Raw genomic sequence first — 21,466 nt, 5'->3', positions numbered from 1 at the left:
CCCGATTCTGCCAGTAAGCGGCGGGCGCCACGCCAGATCGGCATTTCGGCCGATGGGCCCACCCGAGGATCGGGCGGCCGGCCGATCCGGCGGCCACCGGCCGCGGGAGAGGCTCTGCTCCATGTCGTCGCAGAATGTTCTCCACGGACTCGGCCTGAGGAAGAGTTTCGGCCCCACCGTCGCCCTGGCGGGCGTGGACCTGGCCATCCATCGAGGTGAGGCCGTCGCCATCATGGGGCCGAGCGGCTCGGGAAAGTCGACCCTGCTGCACTGCCTGGCCGGGATCATGAGACCGGACGCCGGCGAGGTGTACCTGCTCGGGGAGCGCATCGACACCCTGGGGGAGCGCCGGCGCAGCGCGCTGCGGCGCACCCGTTTCGGGTTCGTCTTCCAGTTCGGCCAGCTCCTGCCCGAGCTGCCGGCCGACGAGAACGTCGCGCTCCCGCTCATGCTCGGGGACGTCCAGCGCGCGCAGGCCGTGCGGCAGGCCCGTTCGTGGTTCGGCCCGCTGGGGCTGGCCGGCATGGAGGGGCGGCGACCGGGCGAGCTGTCCGGCGGGCAGGCCCAGCGGGTCGCCATCGCCCGCGCGCTCGTGACCCGGCCCGCGGTGGTCTTCGCCGACGAGCCCACCGGCGCGCTCGACCAGGCCACCGGGCACGACACGATGCGCCTGCTGGTCGAGGCGACCAAGCACAACGACGCGTCGCTGGTCGTGGTGACGCATGATCCGCACGTGGCCCGCTGGTGCGACCGCGTGATCGAGGTCCGCGACGGCCACATCCTGCCCACCGCCGGCGCCGGGCACGCCGAGCCGCCCGCCCCGCACGCTTCCCTCCGCGGAGCCGAAGGGAGCGGACGATGAGCAACCTCCTCGGTCTCACCTGGCGGCTGCTGCGCGGGGGCGGGCGGCGCGGGCTGCTCGGGTCGTCGCTGATGCTGGCGGCCGTGGGCGTGTCCACCGCGCTGCTGCTGTTCGCGGTGGCGATCAACTTCGCCTTCGCCGGACGGGCCGAACGGGGTGCCTGGCGCAACCCCGAGCCGCCGCCCGGGGCGCGGATCGGCGGGCCGCCGCGCGCGGTCGAGGCCGTACGCAGCGACTTCTCCGGCGGCCGGCGGATCACCGTGGTGCACCTGGCGGTCCTTTCTCCGGGCGTCCGCCCGCCCCGCGGGATCTCCCGCCTGCCCGAGCCCGGCGAGGTCGTGATGTCGCCCGCGCTCGCCGCGCTGGCCAGGGACGACGGCTCGGTGGGCCGCCGCTTCCCGCAGAAGAGGGCCGGGACGATCGGCGACGAGGCCCTCGTCCACCCCGGCGAGCTGGTCGCCGTCGTCGGCCACGCGCCCGGCGACGACATCATGACGGCCGGGTGGAAGGGGGACCATCGCCTGGGCACGGCCGCGACGAAGGTCCCCGACCTCACCGGGAGCCCGTCGCCGGACGCCGGGGCGTACCAGGCGCTGGCCGCCGTCGCGAGCGTGCTCATGGTCGTGCCGCTGCTGGTGTTCGGCGGCGCGGCGGCCCGGTTGAGCGTCGCCCGCCGCGACCGGCGGCTCGCGTCCCTGCGCCTGGTCGGCGCCACGCCCGGTCAGGTCGTCGCGATGACCGTGGCCGAGGCGGTGATCACGGCATTCGCGGGGGCGGTGCTCGGGTTGCTGCTGTACGCGGTGGCCATCCCGCCGCTCAGCCAGGTGACGATCGCCGGGGGCACCTGGTTCGCCTCCGACATCTGGCCGGGGCCGCTGCCCATCGCGGCCGTGCTGCTCGCGGTGCCGCTGCTGGTCGGCCTGTCGGCCGTGGTGGGACTGCGGCGGGTCGTGGTCAGCCCGCTGGGAGTGGCCCGGCGCGAGACCCCGCCCGCGATGCGGTTCCTGCGCGTGGTCGCCCTGCTGGCCTGCCTGGCCGCCGTGCCCGCCTTCGGCGCCGGGGTGAGCGTGACGGTCGTCGTGGTCGTGCTGAGCCTGTGCTTCCTGGCCGTCAACCTCGTCGGACCGTGGGTGGTGGGGATGATCGGACGGCTCACCGCCCGCACCGCGAGACGGCCCGCACGGCTGCTCGCCGGGCGGCGCCTCGTGGACGACCCCAGGTCCGCCTGGCGCACGGTCAGCGGGGTGGCGCTGACCGGGTTCGTCGCGGGGTTCATCGGGCTGCTCACCCCGAGCGCGTCCCTGTCCGTCGAGGACGACCCGGTGTCGGCCTGGCTCCTGCAGGACATCAGAACGGGGACGCTGATCGTTCTGGTGGTGTCGTTCCTCGTGGCCATCGTGAGCGCGGGCATCACCGCCGCCTCCTCGGTCCTGGACCGCAGGCAGACCTACGCCCTGCTCCGCCTGGCCGGCACCGACCTCGACGTGCTCGACAGGGCCCGCCGCCTGGAGACCCTCATCCCGCTGACCGTCATGGGCGGCGGCTCCATCGCCACCGGCATGTTCTGCGCTGCCCCGTTCGCCAGTCTGGGCATGAGCGCGACCGGCGCGCTCACCCTCGTGGTCTGCGCCGTCCTCGGCTTCGCCGGCGTCATCGCCGCCGGCGCCCTCAGCCGTCCCCTCCTGCGCTCCGTCACCACCGACCCGGCCCCCCGCCCCGACTGACCTTCCTTTCCCGCGCATCGCCGTGAATTCCGGCCCACGAAAGGGGCGGATCGGCTTTTCTATGACAGATCGGCCGTTCTATGTACGAGCCGGGCGGCAGCGGTACGGTTCTCCTCATGAGCCGGGGCGATTATGTCGACGCGGTCGCGCGGACGACGGCGGAGATCGAGGCGTTCCTGTCCGACCGGCCGGAGGACTCCTCGCGGGTCACCTTGCGGGCGCTGACCCCCGGCGACCAGGAGGAGTTCACCGCGCTCACCCGGGCCAGCGCGCGCCTGCACCATCCGTGGGTGTCGCTGCCGGACACGCCGGAGGACTACCAGGCATACCTCGGCAGATTCGACCACGTGACGGCGCAGGGCCTGCTGGTCCGCCTGCGCGACACCGGGGCGCCCGCCGGCACGGTTTTCCTCAACAACATCATCCGGGGCCGCTTCCAGAACGCCTCCCTCGCCTACGCCGCCTTCGCGCCCACCGCCGGCAGGGGGTACATGTCCGAAGGAGTGCGCCTGGTGATGCACTACGCGTTCGAGCGGCTGCGGCTGCACCGGCTGGACGCCCAGATCCAGCCCGGCAACCACGCGTCCCTGAAGCTGGTCCAGCGGCTCGGCTTCCGCTACGAGGGCATCTCACCGGCCCTGCTCTTCATCGACGGCGTCTGGGAGGACCACGAACGCTGGGCCATCACCAACGACATGTTCGCCCCCGGCCCCTGGCCCCCGCACCCATCCCAGCCCGCGCGCTGACCCTGTCCCGGCTCAACGGAACAGCCCGCCAATCCGGACGCGAGCGCGACGCACACCTTGCCGACCGCCCCGGCCGAAGCCGTGAGTCGCGTCGTATCCGGGAGGCGTTGAGCGATGTCAGGTGAGGGGATTCAGGTGCTGCTCGAATGCCGGCGGCGCAGTGAGGCGTTGCGTGCCAAGGGCTACGGCTTCGAGCACTGGCCGAGGCGCGGCAAGCGGCCCACCGCGCGCACGGTCGCGCTGTTCGCGCAGGTCTACCAGACCGCCGCCCGGCGACTGATCACCGACGAGGTGTACGCCTCCTACAGCGTGCGCGACCGGCAGCTCATCGACCGGACGGATCACCGGAACCTCCCGGCACAGCGGCCTTCTCGCGTCCCGAGCCCGATTCCCGGTCATGTCACCATGAGTCTGGAAGCGGCACGTGACATGGTCCCTGCCCCCACGCCGCAGGACTGCGCCTCGTTGCTGCGTGCCCTCGGAGCCGAGGAGGCCGATGTGAAGCGCCGCGATCTGCTGTTCGAACTGGCCCTCGCGCTCGGCGGAGCTCCCGCTCTGGTCCTGCTCAGGCACCTGTCCCCGCCGGAGAAGGACCGGCTCGCGTCGGCGGTCCGAGCCGCCACCCGGGTGGACTCCGGCACCGTGGAGGTGATCGAGAAGCTCACCGCCCGATGCCGCCGCCTGGACGACGACTTCGGCCCCGACACCGTCCTGCCCATCGTCGACGGCCAGCGCCGCCTCGTCGCCGACCTGCTGCGGCGAGAAACCTTGCTTCCCGGCCTCCGCGACCGGCTCACCTACGCCTACGCCGAACTCAACCAACTTGCCGGCTGGCTCCACCACGACTTGATGGACTATGCCGGAGCGCATCAGCGCTACAAGGAGGCACTGACGGCGGCTCACGAAGTCGGAGATCCTACGTTGATCTCATACCTGCATACCTGTTTGAGTGGGATGTCTCTTCATCAAGGCCGCGTAGGGGAAGCTCTCGATCATGTATTCGCGGCACAGGGTTGGGCACGACAGAGCGCGAGCACGGTCTTGAGGTCGGTTCACGCGATAGACCTGGCGCGAGCATTGGCCACAGGCGGCAGCGTCCGAGAAAGCGAGCGCGCGCTCGCGCAGTCGCGGCATTTCATCGACCAGCCGAGAAGTGAGGCGGACCCTTCATATCTCTACTGGTGGACTTCGAACGGGGTGCGGAAGAACACTGCTTTCTGCATGCTCGCCTGGGGGCGCCCCGATGATGCGATCGACGCGGTCGAGAGGACCTTGGCGGCACCCATCACGCGCAAGCTGGCGCGCGGTGAAGCCCTGCTGTACTACGCCAGGGCTCTGACCCAGAAGCGTGAGATTCCCGCTGCGGTCGACAAGATCCGTGGGGCGGCTCAGATCACGGTGGGGCACAGCTCTGGCCGGCTCGCCGATTCCGTGCGGCAGGCGCGTGCCCGTCTCCGGCCGTGGGCGGGCAACAAGCATGTCCGCCTCCTCGACGAGGAACTCCGCTCGCTCGGCATCGTCACCGGCGTCTCGCCACTCACCTGAGGTGATCCTTATGGGTGACGCTGCGACGCCACCGCGACGTCCTACCGGAGCTTGCGGTCCTGGCCGCCGATGAATCGCCGCACCCGCGCCCGAGGAGGCGACCCTGCCCGGCGCTGCCGGCGGCGGTGGCATTTCGCTCTCTGTTGGGCGATGCGGGGCCCGCTGTCCCACACGTCCACTATCGCCAGTCGGTGTCCGCGGCTGGTTTCCGGCCGAGGGCGATCCACATTACGATCACTGTGCAGACGCTGCACAGGGTGAGCCCGGCCCACCAGGGGAACGGGAAATAGCCGGCCGACGGCGCATAGTGCGCGGTCACCTGCGGGTACTCGGTCATCGTCTGCTGCACGGCGAAACCGGCGGCGGGGGAGAGCCGCAGCAGCCACTCCGAGACGGAGTCGGGCAGCAGCGGGAGCGTGGCGACCGTGTAGGGCAGGGCGATCAGTGACAGCCCGATGAGAATCGCTGTCCAGCCGTGGCGCAGCCGCAGACCTTGTCCGAAGGTGAGGATCGCGCAGAGGGCGATCACGACGGCGAGGCCGACGACCACGCGTGCGCCGGTCAGCAGGGGCACCGGCGCCAGGATGCCGTTGCCCTTCAGGATCACCATTCCCACCGGCACGACGATACCGACGGCCACGAGACCGGTGACGAAGGTCGCCGCGGCGACGACGATCGTCCGGGCGGCGATCACCTGCCGGGATGACGTCCGGCGGGCTGTGCGGGTGCCGTAGCGGGCCGCGACGATGAGCACGATGATCAGCCCGATCGGTAACCCGAGCAGGACGGCCTGCGCAGCCTCGCCGCCGGACGGCCCGATGTCGCCGCTGCCGCTGACCGTGATGACGCCGTCCTTCTCCACGGCCCCCGACGGGTTGTGCTTCTCCCAGTCGGCCGTGCTCCCGCCGCCGACCATCTCGGTGTGCCACGCGCCGGTGACGGCACCGTCGACGGTGACGTTGTCGAAGACGCCGACAGCTTGGGTATGCCGTTGCTGCCCCATGGCGCCGCCAAGACCGACCTCCCGGCCGCGGGACCGTCGGGCTACGGTTCACCATCTTGTACGCCGTCGTGTTCCTCCTTTCCGGTGTCGGGCTGCTGGGACTGACCTTCCTGTTCTCCGGTGACCGCAGGAGCAACGGCCCCGCTGGGAATCCCGCCGGCCAGGCGCAGCGCGTCCGGCAGCTGGAGGAGCAACTGGCCGCCATGAACGAGCAGCAGACGCGCCAACTCCTGGTCGGCGCGTTAATGGCGCTGGCCGCGATGGCGCTCGTTTCGCTGCTGCTCGGGCGAGTGCTGGCGAAGCGCGTGCTGAGGCCGTTGCGACTCATCACGAGCGCCACACGGCGCATCACCGCCAACGACCTGGACCGGCGGCTGGCCGTCACCGGCCCTGCCGACGAGGTGAAGGACCTCGCCGACACCATCGACGAGCTGCTCGAACGGCTGGAGGCGTCGTTCACCGCGCAGCGCCGCTTCGTTGCCAACGCCTCCCACGAGCTACGTACCCCACTGGCGACGATGCGCGCGTCGCTGGACGTCGCGGTCGCCAAGCCCGACCCGGCCGCCTCGACGGTGGCGCTCGCGGACCGGCTGCGTATGCAGCTGGACCGGGTCGATCACCTGCTCGACGGGCTCCTCGTGCTGGCCCGGGCGCAGCACGGCGCGCTCGCCGAAACCGCTCCGGTCGAGCTTGGCGACCTCATCGGCGCGGCGCTGCGCGAAAGGTCCGCCGACATGCAGGCCAAAGGGCTGAACGTGACGGTGGACGTGCCACCGCCGATGGCGATCCAGGGCAGCCCGGCGCTGCTGGCGCGGCTTGTGGGCAACGTCGTGGACAACGCCGTGACGCACAACGAGGACGGCGGATGGATCGAGATCACCGGCTGTGCGAGCGAGGAGCGGACGGTGTTGGTCGTTGAGACCGGCGGGCGGCTCCTCGACCAGCGGGAGGTCGACCGCTGACGCAGCCCTTCGAGCGGCTCGGCGTCGAGCGTACCGGCTCCTCTGGGCTGGGTCTGTCCATCGTTGCCGCGGTCGCCGCCGCGCACGGGGGCAGGCTCGCGCTGCTCGCCCGGCCCGAAGGCGGCCTCCGCGTGTCGATCACGCTTCCGGCTGCCAGGGTGGCGGTAGCGGCATGAGGGTCCTCGTCGCCGAAGACGAACACGCCCTGGCCGAGGTGATCGCCGAGGGGCTACGCGACCAGGGAATGGCCGTCGACCTCGCCCACGACGGGCTGGCCGCCGCAGCCAAGCTCGACCTCACCCCGTACGACGTGGTGGTCCTGGATCGGGACCTGCCCGGCCTGCACGGTGACACAGTGTGCCAAATGATTACCGACCGGGTGACCCGGCCGATGGTGCTGATGCTGACCGCAGCGAGCGCACCCGGCGACCGGGTCAGCGGGCTGACCCTCGGCGCGGACGACTATCTCGCCAAGCCCTTCCACTTCCCAGAACTCGTCCTGCGCGTCCACGCCCTGGCCCGCCGCAAGCCTGACGCGCGGCCCCGGACGCTGCGCGCGGCCGGGATCGAACTGGACCCGGTCCGCCGCACCGCCGTTCGCGACGGGCGACAACTGGACCTTTCGGTGAAGGAGTTCGCCGTGCTGGAGGCGCTGCTACGGACGAGCCCCGGCTTTCTGAGCGCCGAAACCCTGCTCGAACAGGTGTGGGACGAAAACGCCGACCGGTTCACCAACACCGTCGCGGTCACGATAGGCCGGCTGCGGCGCAAACTCGGCGACCCGCCGGTCATCGCGACAACGCCCGGAGTGGGCTACCACATCGCCTAGTCGATGCACGCTCATCTCGGCAGAAGCGCGCATCGGCCCCTTCCGTCCGTCACCGTTCGGACCGAACCGGTCCGAAAAGTGCGCCATGATGCCTTCCACCAGCGAAAACACCCTGATCAACACCCGGCGAAGCCGCACAGGCGCCAGACCTGTGCGTCAATCGGTGCGACATCGGCACCACGTGATCTTCGCCCGGCGTCGTAGGCGAGACCATCGCCGACGAGACGACGAACAGGGCGCACGTGAGCAGGGGGTAGTCCACTCCTCATCGTCCGACAGCAGCATTCCCACCACCTGGCTGGAGGAATGGAACCATGAGCAGCAGGCAAGCGGAACCGCAACTTCGGGTGGAAATGGCCTTGGCTCGGATCGAAAGGCTGTCGCCCCGCCAGTTCGAAGTTCTCATGCTCTTCGGCAAGGGATATTCGGCGAGACAGATCGCGACTCGACTGCACATCACCGAGAGCACGGTGAAGCTGCATACGGGCCGGATTCTGGAGACACTCGGCCTGGAGTCGCGGCTTCAGGCGGGGCTCGCCGCGTACGCCTACTCGTGCGCGTGTTCCTGCGGTGGCGTCCGAACCCGCCACCCCGGCGCGCCGGGGCAGCGGCTTTCCGCCTGACAAGGACGGGCCGGGCTCCGAACATGCGGGTCACGTGCCGGGCGTCGTCGGCGGAAAGCTGCGAACCACCACGCCGAGCACTCGTTCCATCGGGAAGTAGCCGATCTGGCGGGAATCGAAGCTCCGGTCCCGATTGTCGCCGACCAGCACGAGTTTTCCCGCAGGCACATGACTCTCGGGTACATGGGCCAGAGCCGGCACCTGCCCGCGGGGCACACGGTCCCCGGGCGCGGCGACGACCCTTTTGATCATCCAGGAGCGATGGGACACGGCGACGCCCCCGGCCTTCCCCGGCTTCGGCGGAGTGAGCCACTCGGCGCCGCGGGCGGGACTCTCCACGACGACGATCTGACCGGACACCGGCGATCGAGTGCGTCGCACCAGCACTCGATCGCCGTCGTGATAGGTCGGCTCCATGCTCATGCCGCGTACGGTCACCGCGACCAGCCGGCGGCCCAACGTCACGAGCGCGGCGGACACAAGGGTGAACGCCAGGGCCGGCACGCCGTAGACGAGGGTCCACACCGTGGCGGCGGGAAGCGAACGCCACACGGCCGCCCACAGCGACACGGCGGTCACCACCGACGCGATGCGCGCGAACAGCAGGATCCGCTCACGGCCTCTGAAACTCCGCGGAGCCCTCGGCGCCGGCCATGCGCGCGGCGGAACGTGCGGCCGTTCATCCGGGTGCGCCCCACGCGAGGCGCTGACTTCCGCACGCCCGGGTTCTACGTCGGCGGTCATGGCCCTCCTACCGACGCCGTTCGATCATCGGCCCCGCTCTCGTAGCCGGATGCCTGCAGAGCGAACAACCGCGCGTACGCCCCGCCGGACGCCATGAGGGCCGCGTGGTCCCCCTGCTCGATGATGCGCCCGTCCGCGAGTACGACGATGAGGTCGGCGCCGCGCACGGTACCCAGGCGATGCGAGATGAGCAGGCTGGTCTGCCCGCGGTGGTGCCGCAGGAGCGAGGAGTGCACCTGGTGCTCGGCCTCGGCGTCGAGCCCGGAGGACGGCTCGTCGAGAATGACGAGGTCACGCTGGGCGCGGAAGAACGCCCGCGCCAGCGCGAGTCGCTGCCACTCGCCGCCGGAGAGCACCACACCGGTGGCCGGGTCGTCTTTCTCGGACTCCATGAAGAACAGTCGCGTCAGCAGAGTGTCGTAGCCGAAGGCCAGGCCCGACAGCTTCTCGTGAACACCCGCGCGCTGTGCGGCGACGCACACGCGATCGCGGTCGTGAAAGGCTTCGATGTCACCGATCGCGATGTTCTCGGCGGCGGTCATGTCGTAGTTCATGTAGTCCTGGAAGACCGCCCCGATTCGTCGGCGCAGCTCTTTGACATCGACCTGGGAGATGTCCACGCCATCCCAGAGGATCTTGCCGCGAGTGGGGTCGTAGAAGCGGCACAGGAGCTTGACGAGGGTCGATTTCCCCGCACCGTTCAGCCCGACCAGCGCCAGCGCCTTTCCCTGGGGGATCCACAGGTTGACGCCGCGCAGCACCCACGAGTGCTCTGTGGAGTAGCGGAACCACACGTCGCGCAGCTCGATGCCCTGTCGCATCGGCGGCAGCCGGCGTAGGTCAGCGGCGACCGGCAGATCAGGACCGGCGGTCGTCACCGCGACATAGTGGTCGAACATGAGCAGAGCCTGATGCGATCGGGCGACCTGCATCGCCAGCGTGGTCAGCGCGCCTTGGACCCCGGCCACCGCCGCCACGAACATCGTGATGTCACCGACGGAGAGCAGGCCTTGGCGTGCGGCGCCGACCGCCCAGAGCAGTCCTCCACCGGAGACCGTCGCCGCCAGCAGCCCCAAGGCCGCCTGTACGGCGAGCTGCCGCCGATCCATCGACCGAAGAGCGGAGTTGGCCGTTCGGCGCTCGGTCAGCATCCGTTCGCGCAGGAATGCTCCGATGCCGAGGAGCCGCACCTCCTTCGCCGCGGAGACGCTGGACAGCAGTTCCCTGTAGAGGAACTCGCGTCGCTCCGCGGGCCCGATCTTCCACAGCGTCCGGGCCCGCCTCTTCGACAGCGCGAGCTGGGCGACGAGTGCCGGCACGCCGGCCGCGAATACAAGAGCGGTCATGAACGGGCTGAGTATGAGCAGCGAGCCCAGAAATCCGGTGATGGTGATGGCGGCTCGGACGACGCTGAGGAGACCGTCCGTGAACTGGGTGGAGGTCATTCCGCCGGATTGCTGCGCGAGCCGCACCCTGTCCAGAAACTGAGGGTCCTCAAAACGCCCCAGGCCGGCGAAACCGTCCACAGCGGTGAACAGACGCTCCTGAGCCCGCAGGCTCACCCGGCGGTCCATTCCCACACGCAGGTACTCCGTGACGTGCGGGGTCAGGCCGGCGATGATTCCGACTACGCAGAGTCCCGCGGCCAGGGCGGGCAACGTCGTCGACGGCGCCCCGCCGAGCAGGCCCTCGAGGAGGAGCTTGGTGAGCCAGGCCACCGTCACCGGCAGGATGCCGGTCGTCAGAGACAGGACGACGTACAGCGCCGCGACGCCCGGGGCGGCTTTGACCACCAGCGAGCACGCCATGCCCGCGCGCCGTGCCGCACCGCCGGGGTGGTGCGGCACGGCGACGTCGGCCACCGCTTCCGATCGCCGCGCCTTCGGCCGGGACCTGGTGTCGCTCATGCTGCCCGAGCGGCCGGCGATGCCAGATCCACGGTGTTGGCCGTGACCACCAGTCGGCCGCCGCCGTCGGACTCGACCATGAGCACGGTCGGGAAGGCTTGTACCTTGAACGCCTCGACGATCTCCGAGGCGCGGTCCGCGAGCACGACGTTCGCCACGGGACGCAGGTCGGCGACGAACGAAGCGGCCTCGTCGGGACTCCCGACCACCGCCGCCACGACCTGGCTCCGTCCGCCCGGCATCGATCGCGCGTACTCCACGAACCTCGGCAACTGCTCTCGGCACGGCCCGCAGGTCGGGGAGAAGAACGCGACCAGCGTCTCGCCGAACAGCAGATCGCGGTCCAGTGGTTCACCGTCGACCGTGACCGCCGCGAACTCGGCGATCTCCGTGCCCACCTCGATGAAGGGCGACGAGTTCGGCCCTCGGTTGCTCGACAACAGTTCCGTATGCTCACGCAGGCGCTTTATCACGCCCAGCGTGAGAATCAGATCGAGTATGCAAAGAGAACCGACAAGCGCCATGGCGGCGATCAGAGCGGTCATATCACCCTCACCTTCTCCCGGTATTCAGCGGCTGGATCTGGTTCGCGGTCGACGGGCAGGAACAATTCGAGGACGTCATCGAGCACGGTGACCACTCCGCCCGCCACCAGACCGGCGAGAAGAGCGACCAGTGCCCCGCTCATCTCGACGGGTCCGTAGGCCGTCAGCGTGGTCACCAAGCCGAGGGCCGAAAGAGCCGCGAGGCCGACATTTCTTACCACGTGGCGAATTCCGAGCGGGGTCGTCGACCGGCCGAAACAGCGGCAGCGAGCCTGTTCCCCTCGGCGTACGGTGAGTGCTATTCCGACGGCGAGACCGGTCAGCAGTCCGATCGCGCCGGTGAATCCCAGTAATCCGGACAATGGCCCGGGAATCGCGAGCGTGACGCAGATCGACAACTCGGCGGCCACCAGGAGGAATCCCGCCGGGCGAACCAGTGCCGACGGCAGCAGCGCCGTCTCCCGCAACGACGCGACGAATTCATCGAACGCGTTCCTCCCGGTCAGCTTGCTGATGGACGAAGCCAGGAAGACCACGTCGATCAGACATCGAAGTGTGATCGACAGGTACTGCACCAGAGAACCTCCATTCACGGCGCGCACGGTGCCGGCAGGACAAGCCCGGCTGCGGCATTCTGCGCGGCCGAGCCTGTCCCGCCCGACGGAACATACAGTGAGCCGCACGCCGGGTAAAAGCGCTCAGCGCCTGCCAAAAGTGTCTATTGCCACCGCTTCCCCTGGTTCGCCATCTTGGGCGAGAAAGTTGCCGTAAGGCATCGTCGATCTCCTTTAGGAGTGTGATGTACAGGAAGCTGGAACAGCTCGGAGCCGGCCTTCTCGGCCTCTTCGTGCCCAAAGTGGAGGCATCCGCCAGCGCTACCGGCTGCGGCTGGAGACTCTTCGCTTCATGCTGGGAGTGCAGGGGCGGCCCGTGCACGTCCTACTGTTGCGATGGCCAAGGGTGCGACCACGAGAGTACGGTCTGCGGAATCTGATCGCCCAGATCGTCCGCCGTTCTCGCTGACGCCGGGCGGCCGCATGCGACTGCAGCGCAGGCGGTTTCCCGGATAACGGGGTGGAAGTGCCTTCCGGACACAGCGGTCCGGTACACAGCGGTCCGGTACGAAGTGGTCCGGTGCTCGCACGAGATCGGCTGCTGTTCCGGAAGACACTCTCCGTGCGCGCGGGACGCGATCCGCCCGGCCTCGGCGGCGGCGCCACCTTCACCCGGCGACGCACTATCCATTTAAAACTAGTAGGGATAGTTGCAAATCTGGGCGCCGCCGCCTACCGTTGGACATGTGGATCGGACAATCCGCTGATGACCCGGGTCACGGCGTAAGAGTGGGGCGCGCTCTACGAGAATGGCCGCCGTGCCCGCGAGCACCGGGGGAGAGGGCGTGACCGGGGCCGGCCGCCCTCCCTCCCGATGCTCACACCCGCGCCGGCGGGACGTCAGCTCAGCACCAGCACGTCGTAGTAGTCGAGGCGGTCGACGGTCACCGTCAACTCGCCCTGACGGCACGAAGAGGCCGGCGTCTTCGACCCGGTGAAGTCGGGAGAGACCAGGGACACCTTCCGCGGGCACCGCGGCAGCCGCACCTGCACGCCGAAGCCGCTCTGCGGGACCACCCCCTGGTCGTAGTTGTGGTTGACCAGGTGAAGCGTGCGCGCCCCGCCGCCGCGCCGTACGAGCAGGCTCGCCGACACGTTGCCCGCCGTCACGCTCACGGCCTGGGTGCCGAGGTCGTTGCGCTGGTAGAGCGAACGGTGCTCCTTGTAGAACCGGGTGTAGGTCTGGAAGAAGTCGAGCATGCCGTACTGTTCCGCCGTCGGGCTGCCGACCGTGTCCTTCAGGTGGAAGGCCGGGAAGAGGCCGTTGGCGTAGGCCTCGGCGCCGAAGATCCGCCAGTAGTCCTGCTTCTCGGCGAGCGGCAGGTTGAGGTAGCCGGTCATCATGTCGTTCGGCCAGTCGATGAAGACCGTCACCGGGACGTCGCCCGCGATCTGGCGGCTCTTGTCCTTCAGGTACCGGTAGTTGGCCTGTAGCGACTTGGCGCCGTTGAGGTGACCGCCGACCAGGGGCACATAGTCGGCGCCCCGGTAGTCGGGCGTCTGCTCGTCGGGGTTCCACGGGTACATCCCGACGCTGTTGAAGTCCACGTACGGCAGGAGACCGTTGGAGGAGATCAGGATCTTGCGATGGGCGGTCCTCAGCGCGTAGGCCCGCAGTTCGTCCACCATCTGCTTCCAGTAACGCCGCAGGTAGGTCGCGGTGAACGACGTGTCATCGGCGTACATCCGGTTGGCGGTCACCCGCCCCCATTCGCCGGCCAGCGGATTGGCGGAGTTGAGCGGGTCGGTGTTCCAGCCGTTCGCCTTGAGGTACGTCCGGTAGTTGAAGTTGCGCGTCAGGTCGCTCGCAGGGACGTCGCGCCTCGGGAGGTTGCCGTCGGCCATCCCGAAACGACTCTTCCAGTCGGCGGCCGTGAAAGCGGGGTACTTGTTCAGCAGGTACCGGTTGAAGTCCGCGAGGGCATAGTCGTCGAATCCCTCGTTGCCGTTGAAGCCGTACTTCTGCCCGCCGCTGAACCCGGCGTTCACCTCGTCGAAGTTGACCCCGTCCACGCCGCCGTCGACCTGGATCTTGGCCCAGTCGAGCAGGTATCGGCGATATCTCGGGTTGAACATGTTGCCCCGGCGCGCGGGCTCGGGAAATCCGAACTCGTCGTGCGGGACCGGATCGCCGTTAGCGTCGCGGGTCGACATGTCGTCGAAGGTCGCGGCGTCGGCGAAGTCCTGCGGGAAGATGACGCTGGCCGTCCCGCTGCCCATGAACGCGATGCCCTGGTTGTGATAGCGCCTGATCTGGGCGAAGTTGTAGTCGGCGGCCTCGTCGCCGTTGGTGGACCATTTCCCGATGGCGCGGATGGTGATGTCCGGATCCAGCCGGTAGACCTGCGGATCTTCCTGGTTCACGTCGGACTGGCTGAAGGCGAACACCGTGAGATCGGCCGGCCGCACCGGGACCGCGCCGTGGGAAGCGATCGCGCCGGCGGCAGGGCGGACGAGCCCGTGCGCGGAGGCGGAGCTGAAATGGGGAGCCGAACGGGAAACGGGGGCGGAAACGGAGGCGGAGGCGGGCGGCACCTGGGCCAGGATCGCCAGCCCCATGGCGCAGGACGTCCATTTCAATGCTGCGGGTCGCCGTGGCATCGTGTTCCTCCTTGGGCCGTTTCCCGGCGCTGTTCTCAAGGCGGGCTCTCCGGAGGAAGACCTGCCGCTCGGCGGTGCTCGCCTGTCCGGAACATTCTCGGGTGCCACGTCAGGAAATCAATGCGCCACCGGTATTCAGCCGAGGACGACGTCGCGGACGGCGCGCAGCTGCGATTCGTCGCGGGGGCCCATGACGAGCAGGTTGGTCACCGGGCTCGCGCGCCACGGCGCAAGCCGTTCGCGGATGCGGCCGATCGGCCCGACCAGCGAGATGCCGTCCGCCAGCTCGTCCGGGATGGCGCGGAAGGCCTCGTCCCTGCGCCCGGCCAGGTACAGCTCCTGGATCTTGTGGGCGGCGTCCGCGAAGCCCATGCGGCCGACGATGTCGGCGTGAAAGTTGCGCGCCTTGGCGCCCATCCCGCCGATGTACAGCGTGAGCATCATCTTCACGCCGTCCAGCGCCGCCTGGACGTCGTCGGTGATGGCGACGTAGACCATCGCCGCGACGTCGAAGCCCGGCCGCGCCGCGGCCAGCGACGCGCCGTACATGCTCTCGATCTTCTCGGGGAAGGTGAACAGCGGCAGCCAGCCGTCGGCGAGCTCGGCGGACAGGGCGACGTTCTTCGGCCCCTCGGCGCCGAGATATATGGGGATGTCGGGCCGCAGCGGGTGGGTGATCGACCTGAGCGGCTTGCCGAGCCCGGCGCCGCCCGGGTAGGGGAGCGGGTAGTGCGGTCCGTCGTTGGTGACGGGCCCCTCGCGGCGCCACACCTTGCGCATGATGTCGACGTACTCGCGGGTGCGGGCCAGCGGCATCGGGAACGGCGCGCCGTACCAGCCCTCCACCACCTGCGGCCCGGACGCCCCTACGCCGAGCAGCAGCCGGCCGCCGGTGAGGTGGTCGAGCGTCATCGCCGTCATCGCCGTGGTCACCGGGGCGCGCGCCGACATCTGCGCCACGCTCGTGCCCAGTTTGATCGTGCTGGTGCGCGCGCCGTACCAGGCCAGCGGGGTGAACGCGTCCGACCCGTACGCCTCGGCGGTCCACACCGAGTCGTACCCGAGCCGCTCGGCCGTCTGGACGACCTCGGTCGCGTCGTCGGCGTTCCGCTGCCAGTATCCGAGGTTCAACCCCAGCCTCAGCTCACCGCTCATGCCCACCCTCCAAGCTCCGCCCGGCGCCCGTAATTAGAACACGTTCTACCCGCAGGGTCGAGGGCTGCCCGCAGGGATGGAGGGCTCGCTCACAGCGAGGGTTCACCGCCGCGTGAGCGCGGCGCGGGCCTTGTTCGCCAGGCCGCGGGCCATGAGCCCGAGCATGTCGCGCCGGCGGGGCTGGTTGTAGATGAGGAAATCGTCGAACCGGTGGACTCCTCGCCTGCCCGCGACGGAGGCCGCCGCGTCACGGACGGCCGCCAGGTGGGCCGCAGTCAGCTCGGGGGCGCGCTCGTCGGGCTGGTAGGCGGCGCCGAGCGGGTAGTCGCGGCCCGGGCGGCTCGCCATCTCGACGTGGCAGCCGAGCACGTGGGTCACGGGGTGCGTCCCGGCGAAGGCGACCAGGCGGTCGAGCGTCGCCAGGTAGGCGGGGAAGTCGAAGGCGTACAGCCTGCCGGGCAGGACGGTGTCGCCCGTGAGCAGGATCGCGGTCCAGGGGTCGTAGACGGTGATCGCCGCCTGGTGGTGGCCCGGCGAGCCCAGGATCGACAGAACTCGGCCGCCCAGGTCGAAGGCGACGGTCTCGGCCGGCCAGCCCTCGCCGAACCCGAAGAACGACCGCACGGCGTCCGCGTCCCGGGGCACCACGGTGGTCGACGGGCGGCCGGCGAACTGCGGGTCGGCGGCCACGTGGTCGTTGTGCCCGTGGGAGTGCGCGACGACCAGTTCGTACCCTTCGCGCGGGTGCTCATCGAGCCATGCGGCGATGAGCCGGTCGGCCGTCTCACGCAGCGGGAACAGGCCGGGGTCGGCGGTGGCGCCGGTGTCGAGCAGCAGGGCCCGGTCGTTGCCGAACAGCAGGTAGAGGAACGGGGCCTCGTAGTTCACCGACTTGCTCTGGCGCATGATGACGGTGTGCTCGTCGTAGTGGTGGACCTGGATCAGCGGATCGCGGGCGGGCCGTCCGGGGGGCGCGCCGTGGCTCCACGCGACGTCCAGGGAGCCCGTGGTGGGGGTCGCGCTCACGAAGTCGATCAGGCCGTCAGTCGTCGGAGTCATGCTCGCCGTCCGTTGGGTCGAAGTCTGGTAGCGGGGTCGCCGCCATGAAATATCGGACATGACGCTGTCCGGGGCGGGGCCGGCGGACGCCGGTCTCGGTCCTCGCGATGTAGGGCTCGAGGAGCGCCTTCCACTTCTCTTTGATCTCGGCGGCCTCGTCGGCGGACAGGACGGCCACCGCGGTCACCATGCCCGCCTTCTCGTCCCACGCCCGTTCGTCGCCGTCCCCGCGGTCGACGCGGTCGATGTGGTCGAGGATCGCCCGCGTCTCGCGCTCGACCACGACCCGCTGGAGCTGCCGCGCGACGACGGCGTCGCCGCCGGCCGCGATGCGCAGCGCCGGCCGCCGATCGGGGACCCGCCACCGCCGCTCGCGCCGGTCACGCCCCGGGCCGGCGTCCTCCACGAAGCCGTACTTGGCGAGCTGGCGCAGATGGAAGGAGCAGTTGGCCTGTGAGGAGCCGAGGACGCGCCCGCACCGAGCGGCCGTGGCCGGGCCGATCGTGGCGAGCAGTTCGAGCAGGTCGAGGCGGAGCGGGTGGGCCAGGGCCCTGATCGCCTTCGGATCGCTGATCTGCATATGTCAAAGAATACTTTGGCATTGGCAGATGTCAAACACTTCTTTGGCTTTTGGTCGTGCTCGCGTCCTGCGTGATCCGCTCTCGGTGCTCGGTGCTCGGTGCTCGGTGCTCCGGCGTCCTGGTGCTTCGGGACGCGGGGCGGGGAGCGGAGGCTCTAGAAGAGCTCGGGGTAGGCGTGGGCCAGATGCGCGGTGACGGCGTCGACCGCGGTGGCGGCGTCGCCGGCGACGATGGCGTCGTGGATGCGGCGGTGGTCCTCGCGCAGCACGCGCGTGTCGCCGAGCCGGTCGACCGCTTCGATCGCGTACTTGCGCATCGCCCCGCGCAGCGCGCGCATCACCGCGGCGACGAGCCGGTTGCCCGACGCCTCGGCGATGGCCACGTGGAAGGCGATGTCGTGCCGCACGAACTCCTCGGCGCTCCCGGCGGCCTCCATGGCGAGCATCGCCGCCATCAGCTCGGGCGCGGGCGCCGAGCCGGACGACGGGGAGCGTCCGGCGGCATTGGCCGCCCGTTCGGTGGCCTGTTCAGCGGCGCGGGCGGTGGCGCGTCCGGCGGCGTGGGCGGCCTGTTCGGTGGCGCGGGCGGCGTGTTCGGCGGACCAGCGTTCGATCATCAGGCGGGTGTCGATGACCTCGCGCAGAGAGAGGCTGGACAGGCCGAGGCTGAGGCGCAGCAGGTCGGTCAGCGTGCTGTCGGGACGGGAGGTGAGCACCGCCCCCGCGTCCGGGCCGCGGCCCACCTGCGAGGACACCACCCCCAGCGTCTCCAGGACGCGGATCGCCTCGCGGACCGAGGACCGGCCGACCCGGAGCTGCTCGGCCAGCTGCCGCTCGCCGGGCAGGCGGTCTCCCACCTTGAGGCCGTCGTCGGCGATGCGCCGTTCGATCTGGAGGAGCACCTCTTCGAAGGCGCGCGTGCGCCGCGTGCCGTCCGCCACCTGATCGCCCTTCTCGCCTGGAGTATGGTCTGACCATACTCGGTCCCACCACCGGCCACCGGGGGCGGTTCCGGGCGAACCCCGGCAGCTGGAAGAAGGGTCGCGATGCGGGTCGCACTGTTCATCACGTGTGTCAACGACACGCTCTTCCCGGACACCGGCAAGGCGGTCGTGACGTTGCTGCGCCGCCTCGGTTGTGACGTTGACTTCCCCGCGGCCCAGACGTGCTGCGGGCAGATGCACGTCAACTCCGGCTACCGCGACGAGGGGGTGCGGCTGGCGCGGCACTTCCTCGACGTCTTCGCCGGCCACGACGCCGTGGTGGCCCCGTCCGGGTCGTGCGCCGCCATGGTGCGCGAGCAGTACCCGAAGCTGGCGGCGGGCATGGGGGCCACGCGGGCCGGGGCCTTCGCCGGCGTCCACGCGGGGCGCTCGCCGTTCGCGCGGGCGGTGGCCGAGACGGCGCCGAAGGTGTACGACCTGTCCGAGTTCCTGGTGGACGTGCTCGGCGTCACCGACGTAGGGGCATATTTCCCACACCGGGTGACGTATCACCCGACGTGCCACTCGCTGCGCGGGCTGCGCGTGGGCGACCGCCCGACCACCCTCCTCCAGCACGTACGCGGCCTCGAACTGGTCCCGCTCCCGGCCGCCGACGAGTGCTGCGGCTTCGGCGGCACGTTCGCGGTGAAGAACGCCGCCGTCTCCTCGGCCATGTGCGCCGACAAGGTCGCCAACGTCGTGACCACCGGCGCCGAGGTGCTGTGCGCGGCCGACAACTCCTGCCTGATGCACATCGGCGGCACGCTGAGCCGCCAGCGGGCGGGCGTCCGGGTCATGCACCTGGCCGAGATCCTCGCGAGCACCGAGGACGACCGGTGACCCCGGCCCCGTCATCTCACACCTGCGAAGGAGACGCGCGATGAGCGGACCCGGATCGGGCGCCTTCCTCGGCATGCCCTCGTTCCCGCGGAACGCCGAGAAGGCCCTTGCCGACTCCCAGCTTCGGTTCAACCTGCGCAAGGCCACCCACACCATCCGCGCCAGGCGCGGGGCCATGGTGTCCGAGCTGCCCGACTGGCAGGAGCTGCGAGCGGCCGGCCGTTCCATCAAGGACGACGTGCTGCGCAACCTCGACCGCTACCTCATCCAGGCCGAGGAGGCCGTCGTGAAGGCCGGCGGCCGCGTCCACTGGGCCGCGGACGCCGCCGAGGCCGGCCGCATCGTCACCGACCTGGTCAAGGCCACCGGCGAGAACCAGGTCATGAAGGTCAAGTCCATGGCGACCCAGGAGATCGGCCTCAACGAGGCGCTGGAACGCGAGGGCATCACCGCCTACGAGACCGACCTGGCCGAGCTGATCGTCCAGCTCGGCGACGACCAGCCCTCGCACATCCTGGTCCCCGCCATCCACCGCAACCGCTCGGAGATCCGCGAGATCTTCAACGAGCGCATGGGGGAGTGGGGCCGCCCGGCGCCCGAGGGCCTGAGCGACGACCCGCCCGCCCTTGCGGACGCCGCGCGGCTGCACCTGCGCGAGCGCTTCCTGTCCACCAAGGTCGCCGTCTCGGGCGCCAATTTCCTGATTGCCGAGACCGGCACGCTCGTCGTGCTGGAGTCCGAGGGCAACGGCCGCATGTGCCTGACCCTGCCGCGGACGCTGATCAGCGTGGTGGGCATCGAGAAGGTCCTGCCGACCTGGCGCGACCTGGAGGTCTTCCTGCAGCTGCTGCCGCGCAGCTCCACCGGCGAGCGGATGAACCCCTACACCTCCATGTGGACCGGCGCCGCCGAGGGGCAGGAGTTCCACCTGGTGCTGCTGGACAACGGCCGCACGAAGGTCCTGGCGGACGAGATCGGACGCCAGGCGCTGCGCTGCATCCGCTGTTCGGCCTGCCTGAACGTCTGCCCGGTCTACGAACGGGTCGGCGGCCACGCGTACGGGTCGGTCTATCCGGGGCCGATCGGGGCCATCCTCACGCCTCTGATGCGCGGCATGGACTCCGAGCTGGACGCCTCGCTGCCGTACGCCTCCAGCCTGTGCGGGGCGTGCTACGACGTGTGCCCGGTGGCCATCGACATCCCCGAGGTGCTCGTCCACCTGCGGTCCAAGGCTCCGCACGCCCCGGCCGAGCGCGCCGGGCTCGGCGCCGCCGGGTGGGTCCTGGACAAGCCCACGCGGCTGCGGACCGTCCAGCGCCTGGCCGCGCGCGTGCGCGGGCTGGTGCCGAAGAGACGGTTGCCCGGCCCGGGGGCGGCCTGGACCGCCACCCGGGACGTGCCCGAGGTGCCGCGCGAGTCGTTCCGCGACTGGTGGCGGCGCACAGAAGAGGGCACAGAGGAGGGCGGCCGATGAGCTCGCGCGAGGCGATATTGGCGCGCATCCGGTCGGCGGTGGCCGGCGCGCCGGCGGCCGAGGTGACCCGCGGCTACCGCGCCGCCGGGCAGGAGTTCGGCGACGTCGAGCTGTTCGCCGGACGGGTCCGCGACTACCGGGCGATCGTGCACGTCGTGCCCGCGGACGAGGTGGCGGACACGGTCGCGCGGGCGCTGTCCGGCCGTGGCGTCCGCCGTCTGGTCGTGCCCGCCGGGCTGCCCGATGAGTGGCTGAGCGGGGTGCCCGCCGAGGTCGAGCGGCTCGGCGACGCCCCGCCGCTCTCCGCCGCCGGCCTGGACGCGGTGGACGGCGTGGTGACCGGCTGCGCGGTGGGCATCGCCGAGACCGGGACGATCGTCCTGGACGCCGGCCCTGGTCAGGGGCGCCGGGCCCTCACCCTGGTGCCCGACTACCACCTGTGCGTCGTCCTCGCCGACCAGGTCGTGCCCGGAGTGCCGGAGGCGGTCGCCCGTCTCGACCCGGTGCGGCCGATGACGTGGATCAGCGGCCCGTCCGCGACGAGCGACATCGAGCTGAACCGCGTCGAAGGGGTGCACGGCCCCCGCGCGCTGGAAGTGGTCATCGTGATGTAGCACCCGTCTCATCCACCCCGGTACGGCCTTCGCCGGGATGGACCGAGCACCGGATC

At 70.3% G+C, this 21,466-nt stretch carries 21 protein-coding genes; 11 read left to right on the top strand and 10 right to left on the bottom strand.

From position 1 onward, the window contains the following. Window positions 1-121: 121 nt before the first annotated feature. The 4 genes from ACZ6QO_RS32860 (at window position 122) to ACZ6QO_RS32845 (ending at window position 4,877) form a co-directional block, all read left to right on the top strand. Complete coding sequence (locus ACZ6QO_RS32860; protein WP_465856506.1) at window positions 122-862, top strand: ABC transporter ATP-binding protein; 741 nt, start codon at window positions 122-124, stop codon at window positions 860-862. Continuing rightward, a complete protein-coding gene (locus ACZ6QO_RS32855; protein ID WP_465856504.1) occupies window positions 859-2,586 on the top strand; it encodes an FtsX-like permease family protein in 1,728 nt (575 codons plus the stop codon). Before ACZ6QO_RS32860 ends, ACZ6QO_RS32855 begins: the two co-directional genes overlap by 4 nt. Window positions 2,587-2,702: 116 nt before the next feature. Next, entirely contained in the window at window positions 2,703-3,332 is a 630-nt protein-coding gene (locus ACZ6QO_RS32850) for a GNAT family N-acetyltransferase (protein WP_465856502.1), read from the top strand. Between the two features lie 114 nt (window positions 3,333-3,446). Further along, on the top strand, window positions 3,447-4,877 hold the full coding sequence (locus tag ACZ6QO_RS32845) for a hypothetical protein (RefSeq protein ID WP_465856500.1): 1,431 nt from the start codon (window positions 3,447-3,449) through the stop codon (window positions 4,875-4,877). Between the two features lie 178 nt (window positions 4,878-5,055). Here ACZ6QO_RS32845 and ACZ6QO_RS32840 read toward each other — a convergent pair whose 3' ends face one another. Then, window positions 5,056-5,880: a hypothetical protein gene (locus ACZ6QO_RS32840; protein ID WP_465856498.1), complete on the bottom strand. Its 825-nt coding sequence runs from the start codon at window positions 5,878-5,880 to the stop codon at window positions 5,056-5,058. A 56-nt stretch (window positions 5,881-5,936) separates the two neighbouring features. Between ACZ6QO_RS32840 and ACZ6QO_RS32835 the strand changes: the two genes are divergently transcribed. The 4 genes from ACZ6QO_RS32835 to ACZ6QO_RS32820 all read left to right on the top strand — a co-directional run bounded on the left by ACZ6QO_RS32835 (window position 5,937) and on the right by ACZ6QO_RS32820 (window position 8,294). Beyond that, window positions 5,937-6,842 carry a sensor histidine kinase gene (locus ACZ6QO_RS32835; protein WP_465856496.1) on the top strand — a complete coding sequence of 302 codons (906 nt, stop codon included), beginning with the start codon at window positions 5,937-5,939 and terminating at the stop codon, window positions 6,840-6,842. Next, window positions 6,839-7,018, top strand: a complete 180-nt coding sequence (locus ACZ6QO_RS32830) for an ATP-binding protein (protein WP_465856558.1) — start codon at window positions 6,839-6,841, stop codon at window positions 7,016-7,018. The genes ACZ6QO_RS32835 and ACZ6QO_RS32830 overlap by 4 nt, the downstream gene beginning before the upstream one ends. Beyond that, entirely contained in the window at window positions 7,015-7,671 is a 657-nt protein-coding gene (locus ACZ6QO_RS32825) for a response regulator transcription factor (RefSeq protein WP_465856494.1), read from the top strand. The genes ACZ6QO_RS32830 and ACZ6QO_RS32825 overlap by 4 nt, the downstream gene beginning before the upstream one ends. A gap of 314 nt (window positions 7,672-7,985) precedes the next feature. Continuing rightward, window positions 7,986-8,294 (top strand): response regulator transcription factor, encoded by a 309-nt coding sequence (locus ACZ6QO_RS32820; RefSeq protein WP_465856492.1) that lies wholly within the window; start codon window positions 7,986-7,988, stop codon window positions 8,292-8,294. Window positions 8,295-8,324: 30 nt separating this feature from the next. On the opposite strand, the gene ACZ6QO_RS32815 is transcribed toward ACZ6QO_RS32820, so the two are convergent. From ACZ6QO_RS32815 to ACZ6QO_RS32775, 9 genes are all read right to left on the bottom strand, one after another. Beyond that, window positions 8,325-9,038, bottom strand: coding sequence for a S26 family signal peptidase (locus tag ACZ6QO_RS32815; protein ID WP_465856490.1), 714 nt, complete (start codon window positions 9,036-9,038; stop codon window positions 8,325-8,327). Next, on the bottom strand, window positions 9,035-10,945 hold the full coding sequence (locus ACZ6QO_RS32810; RefSeq protein ID WP_465856488.1) for an ABC transporter ATP-binding protein: 1,911 nt from the start codon (window positions 10,943-10,945) through the stop codon (window positions 9,035-9,037). Before ACZ6QO_RS32810 ends, ACZ6QO_RS32815 begins: the two co-directional genes overlap by 4 nt. Next, a complete protein-coding gene (locus ACZ6QO_RS32805; RefSeq protein WP_465856486.1) occupies window positions 10,942-11,490 on the bottom strand; it encodes a TlpA disulfide reductase family protein in 549 nt (182 codons plus the stop codon). The genes ACZ6QO_RS32810 and ACZ6QO_RS32805 overlap by 4 nt, the downstream gene beginning before the upstream one ends. Continuing rightward, complete coding sequence (locus tag ACZ6QO_RS32800) at window positions 11,487-12,065, bottom strand: MauE/DoxX family redox-associated membrane protein (RefSeq protein ID WP_465856484.1); 579 nt, start codon at window positions 12,063-12,065, stop codon at window positions 11,487-11,489. The genes ACZ6QO_RS32805 and ACZ6QO_RS32800 overlap by 4 nt, the downstream gene beginning before the upstream one ends. An 879-nt stretch (window positions 12,066-12,944) precedes the next feature. After that, window positions 12,945-14,705 carry a hypothetical protein gene (locus ACZ6QO_RS32795; protein WP_465856482.1) on the bottom strand — a complete coding sequence of 587 codons (1,761 nt, stop codon included), beginning with the start codon at window positions 14,703-14,705 and terminating at the stop codon, window positions 12,945-12,947. A 135-nt stretch (window positions 14,706-14,840) separates the two neighbouring features. Continuing rightward, window positions 14,841-15,860: an LLM class F420-dependent oxidoreductase gene (locus ACZ6QO_RS32790; protein WP_465856480.1), complete on the bottom strand. Its 1,020-nt coding sequence runs from the start codon at window positions 15,858-15,860 to the stop codon at window positions 14,841-14,843. A gap of 102 nt (window positions 15,861-15,962) precedes the next feature. Next, a complete protein-coding gene (locus ACZ6QO_RS32785) occupies window positions 15,963-16,919 on the bottom strand; it encodes an MBL fold metallo-hydrolase (RefSeq protein WP_465856478.1) in 957 nt (318 codons plus the stop codon). Continuing rightward, entirely contained in the window at window positions 16,903-17,499 is a 597-nt protein-coding gene (locus ACZ6QO_RS32780) for a helix-turn-helix domain-containing protein (protein WP_465856476.1), read from the bottom strand. The genes ACZ6QO_RS32785 and ACZ6QO_RS32780 overlap by 17 nt, the downstream gene beginning before the upstream one ends. A gap of 155 nt (window positions 17,500-17,654) precedes the next feature. Beyond that, window positions 17,655-18,440 (bottom strand): FadR/GntR family transcriptional regulator, encoded by a 786-nt coding sequence (locus ACZ6QO_RS32775; RefSeq protein WP_465856474.1) that lies wholly within the window; start codon window positions 18,438-18,440, stop codon window positions 17,655-17,657. Window positions 18,441-18,545: 105 nt separating this feature from the next. On the opposite strand from ACZ6QO_RS32775, the gene ACZ6QO_RS32770 reads away from it, so the two are divergent. The 3 genes from ACZ6QO_RS32770 (at window position 18,546) to ACZ6QO_RS32760 (ending at window position 21,410) form a co-directional block, all read left to right on the top strand. After that, the gene (locus ACZ6QO_RS32770; protein WP_465856472.1) at window positions 18,546-19,322 is read left to right on the top strand and encodes a (Fe-S)-binding protein; all 777 of its coding nucleotides are present in this window, start codon (window positions 18,546-18,548) and stop codon (window positions 19,320-19,322) included. A 73-nt stretch (window positions 19,323-19,395) separates the two neighbouring features. Then, on the top strand, window positions 19,396-20,796 hold the full coding sequence (locus ACZ6QO_RS32765) for a lactate utilization protein B (RefSeq protein ID WP_465856556.1): 1,401 nt from the start codon (window positions 19,396-19,398) through the stop codon (window positions 20,794-20,796). After that, the gene (locus tag ACZ6QO_RS32760; protein WP_465856470.1) at window positions 20,793-21,410 is read left to right on the top strand and encodes a LutC/YkgG family protein; all 618 of its coding nucleotides are present in this window, start codon (window positions 20,793-20,795) and stop codon (window positions 21,408-21,410) included. Before ACZ6QO_RS32765 ends, ACZ6QO_RS32760 begins: the two co-directional genes overlap by 4 nt. Window positions 21,411-21,466: the final 56 nt, after the last annotated feature.

It is taken from the genome of Sphaerisporangium sp. NPDC049457 (assembly GCF_055586705.1).
Note: the sequence above shows the minus strand (reverse complement) of the source record. Positions and strands in the feature narration are given on the sequence as shown.

Bases quoted from the DNA above. Each gene is read 5' to 3' on its own strand.
- ACZ6QO_RS32860 (WP_465856506.1), top strand. From the start codon at position 122: ATGTCGTCGCAGAATGTTCTCCACGGACTCGGCCTGAGGAAGAGTTTC.
- ACZ6QO_RS32855 (WP_465856504.1), top strand. From the start codon at position 859: ATGAGCAACCTCCTCGGTCTCACCTGGCGGCTGCTGCGCGGGGGCGGG.
- ACZ6QO_RS32850 (WP_465856502.1), top strand. From the start codon at position 2,703: ATGAGCCGGGGCGATTATGTCGACGCGGTCGCGCGGACGACGGCGGAG.
- ACZ6QO_RS32840 (WP_465856498.1), bottom strand. From the start codon at position 5,880: ATGGGGCAGCAACGGCATACCCAAGCTGTCGGCGTCTTCGACAACGTC.
- ACZ6QO_RS32825 (WP_465856494.1), top strand. From the start codon at position 7,015: ATGAGGGTCCTCGTCGCCGAAGACGAACACGCCCTGGCCGAGGTGATC.
- ACZ6QO_RS32805 (WP_465856486.1), bottom strand. From the start codon at position 11,490: ATGACCGCTCTGATCGCCGCCATGGCGCTTGTCGGTTCTCTTTGCATA.
- ACZ6QO_RS32795 (WP_465856482.1), bottom strand. From the start codon at position 14,705: ATGCCACGGCGACCCGCAGCATTGAAATGGACGTCCTGCGCCATGGGG.
- ACZ6QO_RS32790 (WP_465856480.1), bottom strand. From the start codon at position 15,860: ATGAGCGGTGAGCTGAGGCTGGGGTTGAACCTCGGATACTGGCAGCGG.
- ACZ6QO_RS32845 (WP_465856500.1), top strand. From the start codon at position 3,447: ATGTCAGGTGAGGGGATTCAGGTGCTGCTCGAATGCCGGCGGCGCAGT.
- ACZ6QO_RS32770 (WP_465856472.1), top strand. From the start codon at position 18,546: ATGCGGGTCGCACTGTTCATCACGTGTGTCAACGACACGCTCTTCCCG.
- ACZ6QO_RS32815 (WP_465856490.1), bottom strand. From the start codon at position 9,038: ATGACCGCCGACGTAGAACCCGGGCGTGCGGAAGTCAGCGCCTCGCGT.
- ACZ6QO_RS32785 (WP_465856478.1), bottom strand. From the start codon at position 16,919: ATGACTCCGACGACTGACGGCCTGATCGACTTCGTGAGCGCGACCCCC.
- ACZ6QO_RS32760 (WP_465856470.1), top strand. From the start codon at position 20,793: ATGAGCTCGCGCGAGGCGATATTGGCGCGCATCCGGTCGGCGGTGGCC.
- ACZ6QO_RS32765 (WP_465856556.1), top strand. From the start codon at position 19,396: ATGCCCTCGTTCCCGCGGAACGCCGAGAAGGCCCTTGCCGACTCCCAG.
- ACZ6QO_RS32820 (WP_465856492.1), top strand. From the start codon at position 7,986: ATGAGCAGCAGGCAAGCGGAACCGCAACTTCGGGTGGAAATGGCCTTG.
- ACZ6QO_RS32780 (WP_465856476.1), bottom strand. From the start codon at position 17,499: ATGCAGATCAGCGATCCGAAGGCGATCAGGGCCCTGGCCCACCCGCTC.
- ACZ6QO_RS32810 (WP_465856488.1), bottom strand. From the start codon at position 10,945: ATGAGCGACACCAGGTCCCGGCCGAAGGCGCGGCGATCGGAAGCGGTG.